Here is a 16322-nt window from a genome sequence, read left to right as displayed (position 1 = left end):
CGGCGTGACACTTACCACTGACACCTGACGTGCGGAAGGGCCCGGCGCTCCGGGCCCCTTCCGCACGCAGAGTTACATATCTGGAATATCAGCCTTTGCCCGGATCAGTGTTTCGCGGGTGATGACCACGATCCGCTCATAGTCGGCACGGCCCGCATCCGCCGGCAGGGACCCGTCGAGCGCATCTGTGGCATCTGTGCCGATAATCGCAAAGTTTCCATCATTCAGTTCAAAAATGTCCGGACATGTCTGACCGGACATGCTGCCGCGGGCACGAGGGGGTACGCCGACCCTGCGCACGATCTTCAACGGGGTCCCATTTCTCACAGACGTCAACAACTTGGCCGCTGAACAACGACCAAGAAGTGGCTTAAGTTATCGCCTGCTGCCCTCAATAGCGTCGCTTTTCAGCCATATGATGGGCGTGCGGAGCGAGAAGAGACTCCGAGACCGCACCTCATCGACCAGAGCCGTCAGGCAACGCCAGTCAGCACGTCAGACCACGCCCGTCACAGTCACCGTGACCCCGGCGGGCCGTCCCGCCCCCGCCCCGGTGGTCGCGGCCTCGACCGCCGCGCGGACCGCGCGGGTGACGTCCAGTGCGCGGTGGCCGCGTACGACCGCGAGGTGCACCTCGATCCGCCAGGTCCGGGGATCGTCGGTGGCCCTGGCCCGTACGCCGCCCGAGCCTCGCTGCCGCTGCGCCGGGGCGCCGCGCAGGAGGCCCGCGAGGCCGGGGCGCAGGTAGGCGACACCGGGGACGCCGAGGGCCGCGGCGGCGGCGAGACGTTCCAGATCGACCCGAGTGGGATGCGCTGTTGTCATCGGTCGCTTCCGTCCTGCTCGTTCGCTTCGCCCCGGCCGCCCCGCTGGTACCCGCTGCCCTGCTCGTCCACGCCGTCCCACACCCGCTCCTCGTCGAGGATGTCGGTCACGAGTACGTCGACGGACCGCAGCGGCATACCCAGAACGTCCCGCGCCGCGGCAAAGATCCGGCCGCGTACCGCGTCGGACGCCTCCTGCAGGTTCCAGGTCAGGGCGACCGCGACCGACACCTCCACGCGCGCCGCCGAATCGACCGGTGCGATGCGGCAACTGCCGGCCCGTACACCCGGCAGCGCGTCCGCCGCAGCGCGGAAGGCCTTGGCCGCGGCGGATTCGAATACCCAGCTGTCCTCGTCGGGCTCCCCCAGGGGAAGCGTGCGGCCGGGCCGCAGTTCCAGGCGCACGATGTCCATCACGCGCGCGGTGACCGCGTCGGCGTCGGGCAGATCCGCGTCCGTCGAACGGGCACGGCCGACGAAGTCGTCGAGTACGCGCAGCTCGTCCAGGGCTGCGGCGCAGTGCGGGCAGTTGGCCCGGTGGCCGTCGGACGCGTCGCCGGACAGCCGGCCGTCCCAGACATCGGCCAGGGAACGCCCGCAGAGCAGCACCTCGTCGTCCGCCGAACCCGCGGAAACCCCCTGCTCCGGGTCGTGCGGCATGCCGTCGGGCGGCACGGGGGTCGCGTTCATCGCCATGCGCCCATCGCCTCCATCAGATAGCGCCGTGCGCGGAAAATCCGGCCGCGAACCGCCTGGTGGCTGATCCCGACCGCCTCCGCGATCTCCTTGTACGCCAGGCCGTGCAACTCGCGCAGCACCCAGCAGGCCCGCTGTTCCGGCGAGAGCCGGGCCAGCGCGACCGACAGCTCCTCCAGGGCCGCGCCCGCCTCGGCGGCGCGCGCGGGTGAGCCGGCGTGCTCCGGAGTGGCCTGCTCCGCGACGGCGTCCAGGTCCGCCACCGGCCGCCGCGTGCGCAGCAAGTTCAGACAGCGGTTGGTGACGATGCGGTACATCCAGGTTCGGAAGGCCGCTTCGCTCCGGTACTCGGGCAGCCGGCGCCAGGCACTGACGAAGGCGTCCTGCACGGCGTCCTCGGCCTCCGTCCGGTCACCGAGCATACGGACGCCGAGCTGGAGCAGCACCGGCCCGTGCCGTCGTACGAGAACTTCGAATGCCTCTTCGTCGCCCTCTCGGGCACGCACGGCCAGCAGGGCGTCCTCGTCGTCCGCCCCGGACCGGTCCTGCGTGCGCTGTGGCGGTTCATCCCCGTCCCCGGGCACTCGGCGGCTCCTCTCGGTTCCTGCGTTGCCGCATTACTGCGTGGGTCGCACTACCGCGTTCCCGCATTGCCGCGTTCCCGCACTACTGCGTTCCTGACGTTCCTGCGTGCGCGCCCACATTGGCGCGTTCCCGCGTCTTCTGCTGCTTGGACACGGCGGCGGCCGTTGTGTCACGCACGTGGCGGGACGAGCCTGCCCGGAAGGAAGTCGGCGGATTCGCGTGACACTTCGCCGCCCGCCGTGTCCAACGAAGTGACAGGGCAGACATGCCGGGAACTCCGAGAGGAAAACCGATGACAACGAACACAGTCTCCGCCGGGTCGGCCGCCGCCTCCACTCCGCGCAAGAGCACGGACACCGGGCACACCACCACCGTCGGCACCGGCGCGACCGGTGCGGCCGAGCCCGCCGGGACGCGTGGCAAGACCTCGATCGCCGATGTCGTAGTGGTGAAGATCGCGGGCATGGCGGCGCGTGAGGTGCCGGGCGTGCACGACATGGGCGGCGGTCTGTCGCGCACCTTCGGCGCGGTGCGCGACCGTGTGCCTGGCGGGCGCCCCAATGTGGGCCGCGGGGTCAAGGTGGAGGTCGGCGAGCGCCAGACCGCCATCGACATCGACCTGGTCGTCGAGTACGGCGTACCGATCATGGATGTCGCGCGTGACGTACGGGAGAACGTGATCTCCGCCGTGGAGCGGACCACCGGCCTTGAGGTCGTCGAGGTGAACATCTCCGTCGACGACGTGCACCTGCCCGACGAGTCCGACGACAGTGGTGCCGGCGCCGAAGCTCGCGTGGAGTGAAGGACCACACGAGCATGAGCGGAGCCCAGTTGGGACTGCTGGTCGGCATGGCGCTGGCCTTCGCCGCCTGGTTCGGCGGCTTCGGGGCGTTCTTGCTGGTCGCGGCGCTGGGCGGGATCGGATTCGCGGTCGGCCGGGCGCTGGACCAGGGCGTGGACGGGTCCGGGCTGCGGCGGTTCCTGGACGGCGTTTCGGACCGGAGGCGCTGATGGAACAGGTGGAGCACGTCGGGGCGTCGGCCGGGCCGGCTGCCGACCGGGGCGCGACGGTGATCGCGGACCGGGCGGTACGGCGCATCGTCACGCGCGCCGCCGAGGAGAGCCTGGGTCGGGGCGGGACGACGGAGCGCGCCGCGGTGGTCCGGCGTGGCGCCTGTGCCCGCGTCTCGCTGGACATCGGTCTGAGTTATCCGGCGGACACCACGGGGCTCGGGTCGCGGGTGCAGGACCATGTGTCGGCCCGGACGGCCGAGTTGACCGGCCTGACGGTGTCCACGACCGCGGTCGGGATCACCCGGCTGCGTCCCGGGGCGGACATCCCCAGGCAGGAGCCCGCGCCGGATCCGGGCGGTCCGCCCGAACAGCCGGGGCCGACCGTGGGCCGCGCCCGACGGCGGGCCTGGTCGGCCCGGCGGCTCCCGGCCGCGCTCCTCGCGTCGGCGGGGGCCGCCCTGTGCGGCGCTCTCCTGTACGACGCCCTGACGTCCGGCGGTGATACGGCCATAAGGCTGCAGGAGGGGGCCCTGGACCGCCTCGCGGACACCGGCTACACGGGAGCCCGGGTGGCGGCTGCGGGGGCCTGTGCGGCGCTTCTGGGGATGTGGCTGATCGTGGTCGCCCTGACACCCGGCGCCCGGCGACGGCTGCCGATGGCGGCGCCGTCGCCGGGCGTACGGGCCGAGCTCGACCGGGGCGGCGCGCGGAGCCTGCTGCGGGACGCCGCGCTGGAGGTGCCGGGGGTCAGCGCGGCGCGTGTCCGGGTACGTCGCCGGATGCGGGTCGGCGCACGCGTCACGGTGGCGTTCGGCGACCCCGACGCCGTACGCGCAGCGGTGGCCACGCGGCTGGACGCGGCCCTGCTCGCGCTGGGCACCGCCCGGCCGGGGCGGCTGCGGGTCCGGGTCGTCGGGGACCGGAACTGGCGCGCGCCGGACGGCACAGGCGCTGACACAGGCACCGCCACAGGTGCTGGCACCAGCGCTGACACAGGCGCCGGTCAAGAAGCGAAGGAGACGGGACCGCACCATGAAGCCCAGGAAACCCTCGACGGCCATGAGCCGAACGCGACGCGGCAGGCCCCTGCGTGACGGCGTCAACCGGTTGCTGGCGGCGCTCCTGGGCATCGCCGTCCTGGTCGGCGGCGGCTGGCTGACCGTCACCGGCCTGACGCGGGAGTTGTTTTCCCCGGCTCCGTGGGTCACCGACGCCTCCTGGTGGCCGCGGCCCGGCGACGGTCTGCGGCCCGGCACGCCCGACTGGGACGCGCCGGTCACCCTGGCCGTGGTGTCCACGGTCATGGTGGGGTTCCTCTGCTGGCTCACGGCCCAGGCCCCGGCCCGCCATCCCCGGCGGCTGGCGCTGCCCCGGCCGGCCCTTCGGCTGAGTACGCGGGCGCTGACGCGGGCCGTGCGCGCCGACGCGGAGGCGGTTCCCGGGGTGGCGAGGGCCCACGTACGCCTGTCGGGGAACGCCCGCCGTGGGCGCTCCCGGCTGGCCCTGGACGTACTCCTGAAGCCGGGGGCCGGGCCGGCGGCGGTGCTGGCCGGGCTCTCCGGGGAACCGCTGCGTGCCGCCCGCACGGCCGCCGGGGCCGAACGGCTTGCGCTCAGCGTCCGGTTCCGGGTGAGGGGTCATCGCGCCAGGCGCACCCGGTGAAGCGGCTCGAATCCCGTCCCGCGACGGGCCCGGGGCCGCACGAGGTCCGGGCCGATCAGGAGTCCCTACGCGCGGCGACACACGTGCGCGGAACCGGGACCCGTACGAGGAGAAGGACAGTCCCTTGCTCACCGGCATGACTCACCGCGTCCCGGCCCGGCTCTACGCCGAACGCCTCGGCGTCCGGCGCGATGTGACCGTCTCACTGACGTACGACGGCGACGACCCACTGGCCGTCCATCTGTCGTTCCCCTCTGCCGTGTCCTGCGACGGCAACCCGGTGACCTGGATATTCGCCCGTGACCTGCTGGCGACGGGGCTGTACGTGCCCGCCGGGGCCGGTGACGTACGGGTGTGGCCGCACGACGAGCGGTGGGTGGCGGTGAAGCTCATCGCGCCCCTGGGCTACGCGCTGGTGGAGCTGGACCGCCGCGGCCTGCGGCACTTCCTCGCCCACGCCTTCAAGGCCGTACCGCCCACGCGGGAGAGTCGGCGGCTGGACGTCGACGCGCTGATCGAGGCCCTGCTCGCCACGGGCTCCTCCGACGACTCCGGCGGCCGTCAGTCCTAAGGGCTGCACCGGCCGGAGTCCTGGGTGCTGCACCGGCCGGGCCTCCCCCGCGTCGCGGACGCACCCCTCAGACCGCCCCCGCGCCCGTCAGCGACCGGACCTCCGTCTCCGCGTGCTTGGCCCTGTTCGGCGGCTCCGACGACAGGACCGTGCCGAGCCAGCCCGCGAGGAAGCCCAGCGGGATGGAGACAAGGCCCGGGTTCTCCAGCGGGAAGACCTGGAAGTCGACGCCGGGGAAGAGCGCTCCGGCCCGGCCGGAGACGACCGGCGAGACCAGCACGAGCAGCACCGCCGGGATCAGGCCGCCGTACACCGACCAGACCGCGCCGCGGGTGGTGAAGTTGCGCCAGAACAGCGAGTAGAGCAGCACCGGCAGATTGGCCGAAGCCGCCACCGCGAAGGCGAGGCCGACCAGGAAGGCGACGTTGAGGTCGCGGGCGAGCAGGCCGAGCGCGATGGCCACGGCTCCGATCCCGGCCGCCGCGATACGGGCCACCGCGACCTCGCTGCGCTGCTTGGCGTGCTTGCGCCTGAGCGAGGCGTACAGGTCGTGCGCCACGGATGCGGAGGACGCGAGCGTGATGCCCGCCACGACCGCGAGGATCGTCGCGAAGGCGATGGCGGCGACCACGGCGAACAGAACCGTTCCGCCGGTGGAGCCCGCGCCGCCGCCCAGGTTGAGGGCGAGCAGCGGAACCGCCGTGTTCCCCGCGGCGTTCGACGTGCGTACGGCGTCCGAGCCGACGATCGCCGCCGCGCCGAAGCCGAGCACGATCGTCATCAGGTAGAAGCTGCCGATGAGGCCGATGGACCAGACGACCGAGCGGCGGGCGGCGCGCGCGGTCGGCACGGTGTAGAACCGGGACAGGATGTGCGGCAGGCCCGCGGTGCCCAGGACGAGCGCCAGTCCGAGGCTGATGAAGTCGAAGCGGGCGATCCAGCCCCCGCCGTACTTGAGGCCGGGCGACAGGAAGTCCCTGCCGTGACCGCTGCGATCCGCGGCGGAGATTAGCAGCTGGTTGAAGTCGCCGTGGAATCGCACCATGACGAGCACGGTCATCGTGACGGCACCCGCCATCAGCAGCACTGCCTTGACGATCTGGATCCAGGTGGTGGCCCGCATCCCTCCCAGCGACACATAGATCACCATCAGCGCGCCCACGCCGACGACCGTCCAGGAGCGCGCGGCCTCACTGCTTCCGCCGAGCAGCAGCGCGACCAGGCTGCCCGCGCCCACCATCTGCGCCACCAGATAGAGAACGGACACGGTGACGGAAGAAGTTCCCGAGGCGATCCGCACCGGCCGCTCGCTCATCCGGGAGGCGACGACGTCCGCGAGGGTGAACCGGCCGCAGTTGCGGACGAGTTCGGCGACGAGCAGCAGGACGACCAGCCAGGCGACGAGGAAGCCGACGGAGTAGAGCATGCCGTCGTAGCCGAACAGGGCGATCAGTCCGGAGATACCGAGGAAGGACGCGGCGGACATGTAGTCGCCGGCGATGGCGAAACCGTTCTCCATGGGCGAGAAGAGCCGGCCGCCCGCGTAGAACTCCTCCGCGGAGCCGTGCCGGTTGCGGCTCACCCATGTCGTGATCGCCAGTGTCGCCGCGATGAAAGCGCTGAACAGCAGCAGCGCCAGAGTCTGGTGATCGCCGGTCAACTCTGGGCCCCCCGCGTCATCTCCTGGGTGTTCCAGCGCAGATCGAGCGCCGCCCGGTCCCTGCGCAGGCGCGCATGGCGTACGTACGCCCAGGTCAGCAGGAAGGTGGTGAGGAACTGGCCGAGTCCGGCGAGCATCGCGACGTTCACCGCGCCGAAGACCGGACGGGCCATCAGGTCGTGGGCCGTGGTCGCCGCGACGACATAGGCGAAGTACCAGGTGAAGAAGGCAAGGGTGGCCGGCACGACGAACCGCCGGTAGCGGCTGCGTACTTCCTGGAAGGCGGCGCTGGCCTGCACCTCCAGATAGATCTCGGCCGCACTGTGAGCGTGCGCGCTGCCCACGGCATCGGCGGCGGGCGGCGCGACCGGGGCCGGAGCACCTGTGCCGTCCAGCTCGCCCCACCCCGAGGCGAGCGCGTCGTACCAGGGGTCATCGAACCGCACCACCGCGGCATCGCGCCCTACGTGCTTCTCCACCGAACAACTCTCCTTGTCCGCGGCCGGATTGGCCGCGCGCCCAAGGATGGACAGACTAGGAAGATCCCGGACTCTTCAATCCGATGTCTTCACCCCATTAGGTGACGGAGCGAGTGCCGGGTCCCGGCGGGTCGAGCGCCGGGACCCGAAAGGCTCAGGCGTCGATGCGCGAGCGGTCGAGCGTCGCCGCCGAGCTGGTGATGAACTCCTTGCGGGGCGCGACCTCGTTGCCCATGAGCAGATCGAAGACCTGCTCGGAGGATTCGAGGTCCCCGATGTTGATCCGGCGCAGGGTGCGGTGGCGCGGGTCCATCGTGGTCTCCGCGAGCTGGTCGGCGTCCATCTCACCGAGGCCCTTGTAGCGCTGGATGGAGTCCTTGTGACGCACACCCTTGCGCGCGTACTCCAGGAGCGTCTGGCGAAGCTCGCTGTCCGAGTACGTGTAGACGTACTTGTCCTGGCCCTTCTTGGGCTGGATCAGCTCGATCCGGTGCAGCGGCGGTACGGCGGCGAAGACACGGCCCGCCTGCACCATCGGGCGCATGTAGCGCTGGAAGAGCGTGAGCAGCAGGCAGCGGATGTGCGCGCCGTCGACATCGGCGTCGACGAGCAGCACGATCTTGCCGTAGCGCGCGGCGTCGAGGTCGAAGGTCCGCCCTGACCCGGCCCCTATGACCTGGATGATCGCGCCGCACTCGGCGTTCTTGAGCATGTCCGAGACGGACGACTTCTGGACGTTGAGGATCTTGCCGCGGATCGGCAGCAGTGCCTGGAATTCGGAGTTCCTGGCGAGCTTGGCGGTACCGAGCGCGGAGTCGCCCTCGACGATGAAGAGCTCGCTGCGCTCCACGTCGTCGCTGCGGCAGTCGGCCAGCTTCGCGGGCAGCGACGAGGTCTCCAGCGCGGTCTTGCGGCGCTGCGCGTCCTTGTGCTGGCGGGCCGCGATGCGGGTCCGGGCGGCGGCGACGATCTTCTCCATGACCGAGCGCGACTGCTGCTTGTCGTCGCGCTTGGTGGAGGTCAGGAAGGCCTTGAGCTCCTTGGCGACGACATTGGCGACGATCCGGGTGGCCGCCGACGTGCCGAGGACCTCCTTGGTCTGGCCCTCGAACTGCGGCTCGGCCAGCCGGACGGTGACGACGGCCGTGAGGCCCTCCATGGCGTCGTCCTTGACGACGTCGTCCTCGGCGACGCGCAGCAGCTTGGCGGAGCGCAGTGCCTCGTTGACGGTCCTGGTGACGGACCGCTCGAAGCCGGAGATGTGGGTGCCGCCCTTGGGGGTGGCGATGATGTTGACGAAGGACCTGACCGTGGTGTCGTACCCCGTGCCCCAGCGCAGCGCGATGTCCACGCCCAGCTCGCGGGTGACCTCGGTGGCGGTCATGTGGCCGCGGTCGTCCAGGACCGGCACGGTCTCCTTGAAGATGCCCGTCCCGGTCAGCCGCTGCACGTCGCAGACGGCCTTGTCCTGCGCGAGGTACTCGCAGAACTCGCTGATGCCTCCGTCGAAGCGGAAGGTCTCCTCGCTCTTGCCCTCGCCGTCCAGGGCGCGCTCGTCGCGCACGACGAGGGTCAGGCCGGGCACCAGGAAGGCCGTCTGGCGGGCGCGCTGGTACAGCGTCTCCAGATTGAGCTTGGCCTCCTTGAGGAAGATCTGCCGATCCGCCCAGTAACGCACCCGGGTACCGGTGCGGTTCTTGGGGACCCTCTTGCCCCTGAGCGGCCCGTTCGCCGGGTCGAAGGGGGCGCCGGGGCCGGACTCGGTGAAGATGCCGGGCACACCGCGCCGGAAGCTGATGGTGTGCGTGGCGCTGCTGCGGTCGACTTCGACGTCGAGACGGGCGGAGAGGGCGTTGACGACGGATGCGCCCACGCCGTGCAGACCGCCGGATGCCGCGTACGAGCCGCCGCCGAACTTCCCGCCGGCGTGCAGCTTGGTCATGACGACCTCGACACCGGCCAGGCCCGTCTTGGGCTCGATGTCGACCGGGATGCCCCGGCCGTTGTCCCGGACCTCCACGGAGTCGTCGTCGTGGAGGATGACCTCGATGTGGTCGCAGTAGCCGCCCAGGGCCTCGTCGACGGAGTTGTCGATGATCTCCCAGAGGCAGTGCAGGAGGCCGCGGCTGTCGGTGGAGCCGATGTACATGCCGGGGCGCTTGCGGACCGCCTCCAGCCCCTCAAGTACGAGCAGGTGCCGCGCGGTGTAGTTGGAACCGTCTCGGTCTGCACCGGTCAGTAGCGCAGTGGACGGCACGGACGTATCGGCGGTCACGCGGTTCGCTCCTCGCTGAATTTGAAATGGGCCCCGATGGGGTACGGGTCCGGCGTCGGTCACCGGTCAGAGGGTACCGAGGCCTGGTAGAGCCGATGTAACGCCACCCTCAGGAAAACTCATGCTAGTCCAGAGTCGTATGCATGTTCGATCCCTCGAAGGGGTGACGCACACATCACGTTCCCATCTACGCATGAACCATTTAGGCTCCGGGCACGTCCTCATCAACAACCGGCAAGCCGGCCGGGAGGGCAAACCCCAACAATCGACGCGAAACCGTAAAGCGACGCAATACGGCTCCTTCGCCGCTGACCGGCAACTGACAGCCACCTCGGAAGTACTTTCAAGGAAAAGCCACGAGCGGGAACGTTTTCGGCCTGGTTGGATGTTGACCCTGGTACGACAGCTCGTCGAGCTAGAGAAGAGGCGACGTGACTACTGTTCTGACCCCCGCGAGCCCCCTGACGGCCGCTGACCGATGCGACCGCTGCGGCGCCCAGGCCTACCTGCGCGTTGTCCTGGCCAGCGGCGGCGAACTGCTCTTCTGCGCCCACCACGGTCGCAAGTTCGAGCCGGAACTCAAGAAGATCGCCGCTGAAATACAGGACGAATCAGACCGGCTGACCGCCGTACCCGCGTCCACAAAGGACGAGGAACACTGACGTCTCGCAACCACGACGAGCAACGGACCGGTCACTGACCGTTCAGCGGACGGCCTTCCCTGGGTGTGCAGGGAAGGCCGTCCGCCGTCGTACGCTGCAAGCGTAATCGACGGAATCAGCTCGTGACACCCCACAGTTGAGGGGCCGCGGCGGACATCCGCGTGTAGACCCCGGGGTTCTGGGCCTGGCCGCAGCCACTCCCCCAGGACACCAGCCCGATCAGCCGCCCGCCGGCGACCAGCGGCCCCCCACTGTCCCCCTGGCACGCGTCGTGGCCCCCGGCCGGGTCCCCGGCGCACAGCATGGTGGCCGCCGTGTACCTGCCGTTCGTGAAGCCCGGATAGGCCCGCTCACAGGCCGCGTCCGGCAGCACGCTCACCGGCGCCGCCCGCAGCGCGTACGGATACGTGCCGCGCCCCGTCGTATCGCCCCAGCCGTAGACCACGGCGGCCGTACCGGGCTCGTACGCCGCGTCGCCCTTCCCGGCGATCGCGACGGCTTGGTCCGCGGGCAGCGCCCGGGCCAGCGTCAGCACCGCGAGGTCGCCCGAGTTCGTCGAGACGTCGTACTCCGGATTGATCCGTACGCCGCTCACCGGGATCTCCTGGCCGCCGGTCTCCCGCAGGTCGCTGCGCCCGGCGACCACCCGCAGGTCCGGCAGCCGGCCCAGGGGCACGCCGAGCACGTCCTGGCTCACGCAGTGCGCTGCCGTCACCACCTTGTTCGGCGCCACCAGCACTCCCCCGCAGAACTGGCCCGCCCGCGTACCCCCGAACCGGTCACGACTGGCCACCGCCACGACCCAGGGGGTCTTCGCAACCTGCACGGCCTGACCGCCGATCACCACACTGTCTGCGGCGGCGGGAGCGACCGAGACCTGCGGTGCCACGGCGGCCGCGGCCGCCAGCGCCAGCACCCCCGCGAACGACCGGGCATAAGAGCGACACATACCGCCTCCTGACTCTGTGCTGTACATGGCACACCCAGAGTCATCCGAACAGGGGCACGCCGCACCCGCGCAAACAGAAACCGGGGGCCCGGAGTCCCTCGTACGGGTCTCCGGGCCCCCGGCCCGAGTCGGTCTGCGCGATCTTCTGGTCGAGGCGACCTTCAGCCGAGGCGATCCTTTAGTCGAGGTAGTCGCGCAGGACCTGCGAGCGCGACGGGTGACGGAGCTTGGACATGGTCTTGGACTCGATCTGCCGGATTCGCTCGCGCGTCACGCCGTAGACCTTGCCGATCTCGTCCAGCGTCTTGGGCTGGCCGTCGGTGAGACCGAAGCGCATCGAGACGACACCGGCCTCGCGCTCGGAGAGGGTGTCGAGGACCGAGTGCAGCTGCTCCTGCAGGAGCGTGAAGCTGACCGCGTCGGCGGGGACGACGGCCTCGGAGTCCTCAATGAGGTCACCGAACTCGCTGTCGCCGTCCTCGCCCAGGGGGGTGTGCAGGGAGATGGGCTCGCGGCCGTACTTCTGGACCTCGATGACCTTCTCGGGGGTCATGTCGAGCTCCTTGGCGAGCTCCTCCGGGGTGGGCTCGCGGCCCAGGTCCTGGAGCATCTGGCGCTGTACGCGCGCCAGCTTGTTGATGACCTCGACCATGTGCACCGGGATACGGATGGTGCGGGCCTGGTCGGCCATCGCGCGGGTGATCGCCTGCCGGATCCACCACGTCGCGTACGTCGAGAACTTGTAGCCCTTGGTGTAGTCGAACTTCTCCACCGCGCGGATCAAGCCGAGGTTGCCCTCCTGGATGAGGTCCAGGAAGAGCATGCCGCGGCCCGTGTAGCGCTTGGCCAGCGAGACCACCAGACGGAGGTTGGCCTCCAGGAGATGGTTCTTCGCACGGCCGCCGTCCAGGGCGATGATCTCCAGCTCGCGCTTGAGCTTGGGCGCCAGCTTGTCGCTGTTGGCCAGCTTGTCCTCGGCGAACAGGCCCGCCTCGATGCGCTTGGCGAGCTCCACCTCCTGCTCGGCGTTGAGGAGGGGGACCTTGCCGATCTGCTTGAGGTAGTCCTTGACGGGGTCGGCAGTGGCACCCGCGACGGCGACCTGCTGCGCGGGTGCGTCGTCCTCGTCCTCGTCGGACAGCACGAAGCCCTTGGCCTCGCCGCCCTCTTCCTCCTCCTCGGCACCTGCCTTGGCGGGGGTGGTCTCCTCCTCGCCGTCAGCGCCGTCGTCGCCCTTGCCGGCGGCCTTCTTCGCTGCCGTCTTCTTGGCCGCGGTCTTCTTCGTGGCGGTCTTCTTCGCCGCCGCCTTCTTCGCCGCCTTCTTCGCGGCCGCCTTCTTCACCGGTGCGGGCGCGACGGCCTCGCCGGACCCGACCTCGCCCGTCTCGTGGGTCACCGCGTCCACGGTCTCGGCAGCCGGAAGCGCTACGGCCGCGACGGTCTTCGCGGGGGGCGCCTTGGCCGCGACGGACTGGGTCGCGGTGTGCTTGACCGGGCTCTTCGCCGCCACGCTCTTACGAGGGCGCTTCGGCGGCTCCGCGGCGGTGACCATCAGCGTCACACCCTCTTCCTCGAGGATCTGGTTGAGGCTGCGCAGAACGTTCTTCCACTGGACCGGCGGGATCCGGTCTGCCAAGAATGCCTGGCGCACATCGTCGCCGGCGATCTGCCCATCAGCCTTTCCCCGCTCAATGAGCGCCATCACAGATTCGGACCCGGCGATCTCCGACGGGAGGGTACGGGATGTGCTGGCCGACACGAACAACCTCTCGGAACGATGGAAACGGCTTCCGGCTGCGCCCTGAGTACGGGCCACTGCCGACGACCGTCGGCTGCGGATGTACCGACGGCGCGGGTTGAACCTCGGACTTGTTACAGCGCCGGTAACGGCGGCTGCATTCCTCTTCGGCTGTCACCTCTTAGGTCATCGCACAGTTCCGGGGAGTGTTACGCCCAATCTTCGTGGCCCGAGTCACACCCCGTGCGCCGCAAGGCCGAACAGCGGGGATTTCAACGCGCGTCACCCCACAGTCGGGTCACCCCAAAGTCGTGTCGCCGGACCCGAAGGGATCCGGCGACACGGGGTTGATCGGCGCGGCAGGGCCGCAAGACAGCCACCCTGGCTGCGAACTGCTGTCAGTGCTCGCGCGGCGCGGGCACCACGCGGTCCACCTCCGGGTGAACCGTGAGCAGTTGACGCATCGCGTTCTCGGCGGCCAGGGCGTCGCCCGCCGCGATGGCGTCGATGATGCGGGAGTGGTGCACGAGCGCGCCCTCGGTGGGACGGTCACAGCCGGTGACGGGGCCGCCGGACACCTGAAGGGCGGCGGAGACGATGCCGGAGAGGTGCTCCAGCATCCGGTTGCCCGCGAGCTGGATGAGCAGGGAGTGGAATTCGGCGTCCGCCCGGGAGAACGTGAGGGAGTCGCCCTGGGCGAGGGCGTGGCCCATGATCTCCACCATGTCGCAGAGGCGCTGCTGGACGTCCTCGCGGCCGTGGCCCGCGGCGAGACGCGCGGCGAGCGGCTCGATCGTCCAGCGCAGCTCGCTCAGTTCGCGACGCTGGTCGTCGCGCTGCGGACCGAAGGCACGCCATTCGATGATGTCGGGGTCGAGCAGGTTCCAGTCGCAGACCGGGCGGACCCGGGTGCCGACGTTGGGACGGGCGCTGACCAGGCCCTTGGCCTCAAGGACGCGCAGGGACTCGCGTACGACGGTACGGGAGACCTCGAAGCGCTGGCCGATCTCCTCGGGGACGAGCGGGCGGTCGGCGCCGAGGTCGCCGGATACGATCATCTGTCCGAGCTGCTGGACGAGTTGGCCGTGGAGTCCACGGCCGCGGCTGCCCGCGGAGCGGCGGCCCGCCCGGCCCAGGTCCGAGTCGCCACCCCAGGAGGGCAGGCCCACTCGGTCGGCGCCGGGCGCCTGCGGGGAGGAATATCGGTCGAGTTCACCCGGGGCCGCGAGGCCGGACTCGGCGGTGCGGGCGGCGGTCATCATGGTGTGCGCAAGGGTACTCACGGAACCTTTGTCGGCGTGAGTCCCGCGACCCTTGAGGTCTTTGGTGAAAAGCACACGAAAGGGTGATCGCCGCACCCCTCACAATTGACGCCTTATCGGAAAGAAATGGGCGTTCTCGGGGGAGTTGCGGGCGATGTGCCGGCCATCGAGTGGAAGCCGGTCACCAACGGACTCTACGGCGGAGACCCGTGAACAGATATGCGCAGAGCAGAGCGCAGAGTGACAACGCCAGCGCCGCACCGACCGGTTGAGCCATGAGCCGCATCGTCGCCACGAGCCATCGGTCGAGTTCGTACGGCCATTCCAACCACACCAGTTCGCGCAGTCTGCCCGGCAGTCCGGCGACCGAACGCGCGGACGGACCCACGACCAGCTTCTGCACGGCGGGAGCGACAACGACCGGAACGGCGAGCACGGCGGCCACTCCGGCGGCCGTGGCGCGGAAGACCCCGGCGCCCAGTAGCCCGGCCCAGGCGCAGCCCACCGCGAGGCCGGCCCAACTCGCCACGAGCGACGGCCACTTTTCCGGGACCCGCAGCAAATCGCTTCCGTACAGGAGATGGAGGGCCTGGGCGTCGGCCACCGCGACGAGGAGCGCCAGGAGCAGCGCGGTGGCGGCGGAGACGGCCAGCTTGGCGAGGAGCAGGCCCAGGCGGCGGGGGACCGTGCCGCGGGCCGACGCGAGCGCCGGGTAGCGGAACTCGTCACCGAAAGCGAGGGCGCCGAGCAGGCCCGCGCCGAACGCGGCGGGCGGCAGGGGCAGGATGTCCGGCCAGGCGGCCAGCAGGCTCGGCAGCGGGGTGCCCACCGTGCGCGCCAGCAGCACGGAGAGGGCGACCGAGACGGCCAGCACGGCCGCCGCGATCAGGAAGGTCGTCCTGGTGCCCAGGAGGCGGCGCAGTTCGTAGCGCAGGGGGCGCAGGGGGCTGCGGGCCGGGTGGAGGGGCGGCGGGGGTGGTCCGGGGGCCGCGGCGGGCATTCGCGTGCCGACGGAAGCGGGGGACGGTTTCACGACGGGGGCCGGGCCGGTGTCGCCGATCTCGTCGGCGAGTTGATGGACCAGGATGCCGTGCCGGAAGGCGGTCTCGCCGATCCGCGCACAGTCGCTGCCGTAGACGGAGAGGCGGTTGCCGTCCTCGGTGACCACCTCGACGGAGCGCTGGGCGGCGCGGGCCTCCTTGCTGACGAGGGCGCCGAGACGGGCCGCGTGCGGCGTCCGCACGGCGACCCGGGGGCGCAGGCGGGTGCGGGCGAACTCGGCCGCCGCCTGGTCCGCGACGAGCCGGCCGCCCTCGATGGTGACCACCCGGTCGGCGATACGGGCGGCCTCCTTGGCGTCGCTCGTGGTGTAGAGCACGGTGCCGCCCTGGGCCGCGTGGCCGCGCAGCAGGCCGTACAACCAGCTGTTCTCGCGTGGCGACAGGCCCTCCGCGGGCTCGTCGAGCAGCAGCGTGTGAGGGTCTCCCAGCAGGGCGGACGCGAGGCCGAGTCTGCGGTCCATGCCGAGCGAGAACATCCCGAGGCGCTGGTCACCGAGACCGGCCAGACCGACCAGTTCGAGCATGTCGTCGGCGCGGGCGGCGGGCACTCCGGCCGCGGCGCAGAGCATCCGGAGCTGGCCGCGCGCGGTGCGCGCCGGGTGGCCCGGGACGTCGCCGAGCAACACTCCGACCTCACGGGCCGGGTGGGCGACCCGGTGCAGGGGCCGGCCGCGGAGGTAGGTGACGCCACGGCCGGGTTCGAGTTCGAGCATCAGCCGCAGCGCCGTGGTCTTGCCGGAACCGGAGGCTCCGAGGAGGGCCGTGACCTGGCCCGATCCGGCCTCGAAGGTCAGATCGTCCACGGCGGGCGGGAGCTGTCGGCGGGGGAAACTGGTGAGTCCGATGGCCTGGAGCATCGCTTCTCTCGCGGTAGGTGAGACCGC

17 protein-coding genes are annotated in these 16322 nt (G+C 70.7%); 6 read left to right on the top strand and 11 right to left on the bottom strand.

All coding sequences use genetic code 11. The features are described 5' to 3' along the window. Positions 1 to 72 precede the first annotated feature (72 nt). From ABCR94_RS17880 to ABCR94_RS17865, 4 genes are all read right to left on the bottom strand, one after another. Positions 73 to 309: a hypothetical protein gene (locus tag ABCR94_RS17880; protein WP_347120311.1), complete on the bottom strand. Its 237-nt coding sequence runs from the start codon at positions 307 to 309 to the stop codon at positions 73 to 75. A gap of 186 nt (positions 310 to 495) precedes the next feature. After that, positions 496 to 825, bottom strand: a complete 330-nt coding sequence (locus tag ABCR94_RS17875) for a hypothetical protein (RefSeq protein ID WP_347120310.1) — start codon at positions 823 to 825, stop codon at positions 496 to 498. Further along, positions 822 to 1520 (bottom strand): hypothetical protein, encoded by a 699-nt coding sequence (locus tag ABCR94_RS17870; RefSeq protein WP_347120309.1) that lies wholly within the window; start codon positions 1518 to 1520, stop codon positions 822 to 824. Before ABCR94_RS17870 ends, ABCR94_RS17875 begins: the two co-directional genes overlap by 4 nt. Then, positions 1511 to 2104, bottom strand: coding sequence for an RNA polymerase sigma factor (locus tag ABCR94_RS17865; protein ID WP_347120308.1), 594 nt, complete (start codon positions 2102 to 2104; stop codon positions 1511 to 1513). Before ABCR94_RS17865 ends, ABCR94_RS17870 begins: the two co-directional genes overlap by 10 nt. A gap of 293 nt (positions 2105 to 2397) precedes the next feature. Between ABCR94_RS17865 and ABCR94_RS17860 the strand changes: the two genes are divergently transcribed. The 5 genes from ABCR94_RS17860 (at position 2398) to ABCR94_RS17840 (ending at position 5352) form a co-directional block, all read left to right on the top strand. After that, positions 2398 to 2907, top strand: coding sequence for an Asp23/Gls24 family envelope stress response protein (locus tag ABCR94_RS17860; protein ID WP_347120307.1), 510 nt, complete (start codon positions 2398 to 2400; stop codon positions 2905 to 2907). A 14-nt stretch (positions 2908 to 2921) separates the two neighbouring features. Then, positions 2922 to 3116 carry a hypothetical protein gene (locus ABCR94_RS17855; protein ID WP_347120306.1) on the top strand — a complete coding sequence of 65 codons (195 nt, stop codon included), beginning with the start codon at positions 2922 to 2924 and terminating at the stop codon, positions 3114 to 3116. Continuing rightward, positions 3116 to 4213, top strand: coding sequence for a DUF6286 domain-containing protein (locus tag ABCR94_RS17850; RefSeq protein WP_347120305.1), 1098 nt, complete (start codon positions 3116 to 3118; stop codon positions 4211 to 4213). Before ABCR94_RS17855 ends, ABCR94_RS17850 begins: the two co-directional genes overlap by 1 nt. Further along, positions 4179 to 4781 (top strand): hypothetical protein, encoded by a 603-nt coding sequence (locus ABCR94_RS17845; RefSeq protein ID WP_347120304.1) that lies wholly within the window; start codon positions 4179 to 4181, stop codon positions 4779 to 4781. Before ABCR94_RS17850 ends, ABCR94_RS17845 begins: the two co-directional genes overlap by 35 nt. 136 nt (positions 4782 to 4917) lie before the next feature. Then, positions 4918 to 5352, top strand: a complete 435-nt coding sequence (locus tag ABCR94_RS17840; protein WP_347120303.1) for an SsgA family sporulation/cell division regulator — start codon at positions 4918 to 4920, stop codon at positions 5350 to 5352. A 67-nt stretch (positions 5353 to 5419) separates the two neighbouring features. On the opposite strand, the gene ABCR94_RS17835 is transcribed toward ABCR94_RS17840, so the two are convergent. The 3 genes from ABCR94_RS17835 to ABCR94_RS17825 form a co-directional block, all read right to left on the bottom strand. Continuing rightward, entirely contained in the window at positions 5420 to 7012 is a 1593-nt protein-coding gene (locus ABCR94_RS17835) for a monocarboxylic acid transporter (RefSeq protein WP_347120302.1), read from the bottom strand. After that, the gene (locus tag ABCR94_RS17830) at positions 7009 to 7491 is read right to left on the bottom strand and encodes a DUF485 domain-containing protein (protein ID WP_347120301.1); all 483 of its coding nucleotides are present in this window, start codon (positions 7489 to 7491) and stop codon (positions 7009 to 7011) included. Before ABCR94_RS17830 ends, ABCR94_RS17835 begins: the two co-directional genes overlap by 4 nt. Before the next feature lie 154 nt (positions 7492 to 7645). Next, a complete protein-coding gene (locus ABCR94_RS17825) occupies positions 7646 to 9766 on the bottom strand; it encodes a DNA gyrase/topoisomerase IV subunit B (RefSeq protein WP_347120300.1) in 2121 nt (706 codons plus the stop codon). Between the two features lie 431 nt (positions 9767 to 10197). Between ABCR94_RS17825 and ABCR94_RS17820 the strand changes: the two genes are divergently transcribed. Beyond that, positions 10198 to 10428, top strand: coding sequence for a DUF7455 domain-containing protein (locus ABCR94_RS17820; RefSeq protein ID WP_347120299.1), 231 nt, complete (start codon positions 10198 to 10200; stop codon positions 10426 to 10428). Between the two features lie 115 nt (positions 10429 to 10543). Here the strand turns inward: ABCR94_RS17820 and ABCR94_RS17815 are convergent, their stop codons facing one another. From ABCR94_RS17815 to ABCR94_RS17800, 4 genes are all read right to left on the bottom strand, one after another. Further along, entirely contained in the window at positions 10544 to 11377 is an 834-nt protein-coding gene (locus ABCR94_RS17815) for a S1 family peptidase (protein ID WP_347120298.1), read from the bottom strand. A 178-nt stretch (positions 11378 to 11555) separates the two neighbouring features. After that, positions 11556 to 13136, bottom strand: coding sequence for an RNA polymerase sigma factor (locus ABCR94_RS17810; RefSeq protein ID WP_347120297.1), 1581 nt, complete (start codon positions 13134 to 13136; stop codon positions 11556 to 11558). Positions 13137 to 13513: 377 nt separating this feature from the next. Further along, the gene (locus ABCR94_RS17805; RefSeq protein WP_347120296.1) at positions 13514 to 14398 is read right to left on the bottom strand and encodes a FadR/GntR family transcriptional regulator; all 885 of its coding nucleotides are present in this window, start codon (positions 14396 to 14398) and stop codon (positions 13514 to 13516) included. A 160-nt stretch (positions 14399 to 14558) separates the two neighbouring features. Continuing rightward, positions 14559 to 16295, bottom strand: coding sequence for an ATP-binding cassette domain-containing protein (locus tag ABCR94_RS17800; protein ID WP_347120295.1), 1737 nt, complete (start codon positions 16293 to 16295; stop codon positions 14559 to 14561). Positions 16296 to 16322: the final 27 nt, after the last annotated feature.

The sequence above is a fragment of the Streptomyces changchenzhani genome (assembly GCF_039766235.1).
GTDB lineage: Bacteria > Actinomycetota > Actinomycetes > Streptomycetales > Streptomycetaceae > Streptomyces.
Note: the sequence above shows the minus strand (reverse complement) of the source record. Positions and strands in the feature narration are given on the sequence as shown.

Coding starts and splice junctions, on each gene's coding strand:
- ABCR94_RS17875 (WP_347120310.1), bottom strand. CDS start 825: ATGACAACAGCGCATCCCACTCGGGTCGATCTGGAACGTCTCGCCGCC.
- ABCR94_RS17870 (WP_347120309.1), bottom strand. CDS start 1,520: ATGGCGATGAACGCGACCCCCGTGCCGCCCGACGGCATGCCGCACGAC.
- ABCR94_RS17860 (WP_347120307.1), top strand. CDS start 2,398: ATGACAACGAACACAGTCTCCGCCGGGTCGGCCGCCGCCTCCACTCCG.
- ABCR94_RS17855 (WP_347120306.1), top strand. CDS start 2,922: ATGAGCGGAGCCCAGTTGGGACTGCTGGTCGGCATGGCGCTGGCCTTC.
- ABCR94_RS17850 (WP_347120305.1), top strand. CDS start 3,116: ATGGAACAGGTGGAGCACGTCGGGGCGTCGGCCGGGCCGGCTGCCGAC.
- ABCR94_RS17845 (WP_347120304.1), top strand. CDS start 4,179: ATGAGCCGAACGCGACGCGGCAGGCCCCTGCGTGACGGCGTCAACCGG.
- ABCR94_RS17840 (WP_347120303.1), top strand. CDS start 4,918: ATGACTCACCGCGTCCCGGCCCGGCTCTACGCCGAACGCCTCGGCGTC.
- ABCR94_RS17815 (WP_347120298.1), bottom strand. CDS start 11,377: ATGTGTCGCTCTTATGCCCGGTCGTTCGCGGGGGTGCTGGCGCTGGCG.
- ABCR94_RS17800 (WP_347120295.1), bottom strand. CDS start 16,295: ATGCTCCAGGCCATCGGACTCACCAGTTTCCCCCGCCGACAGCTCCCG.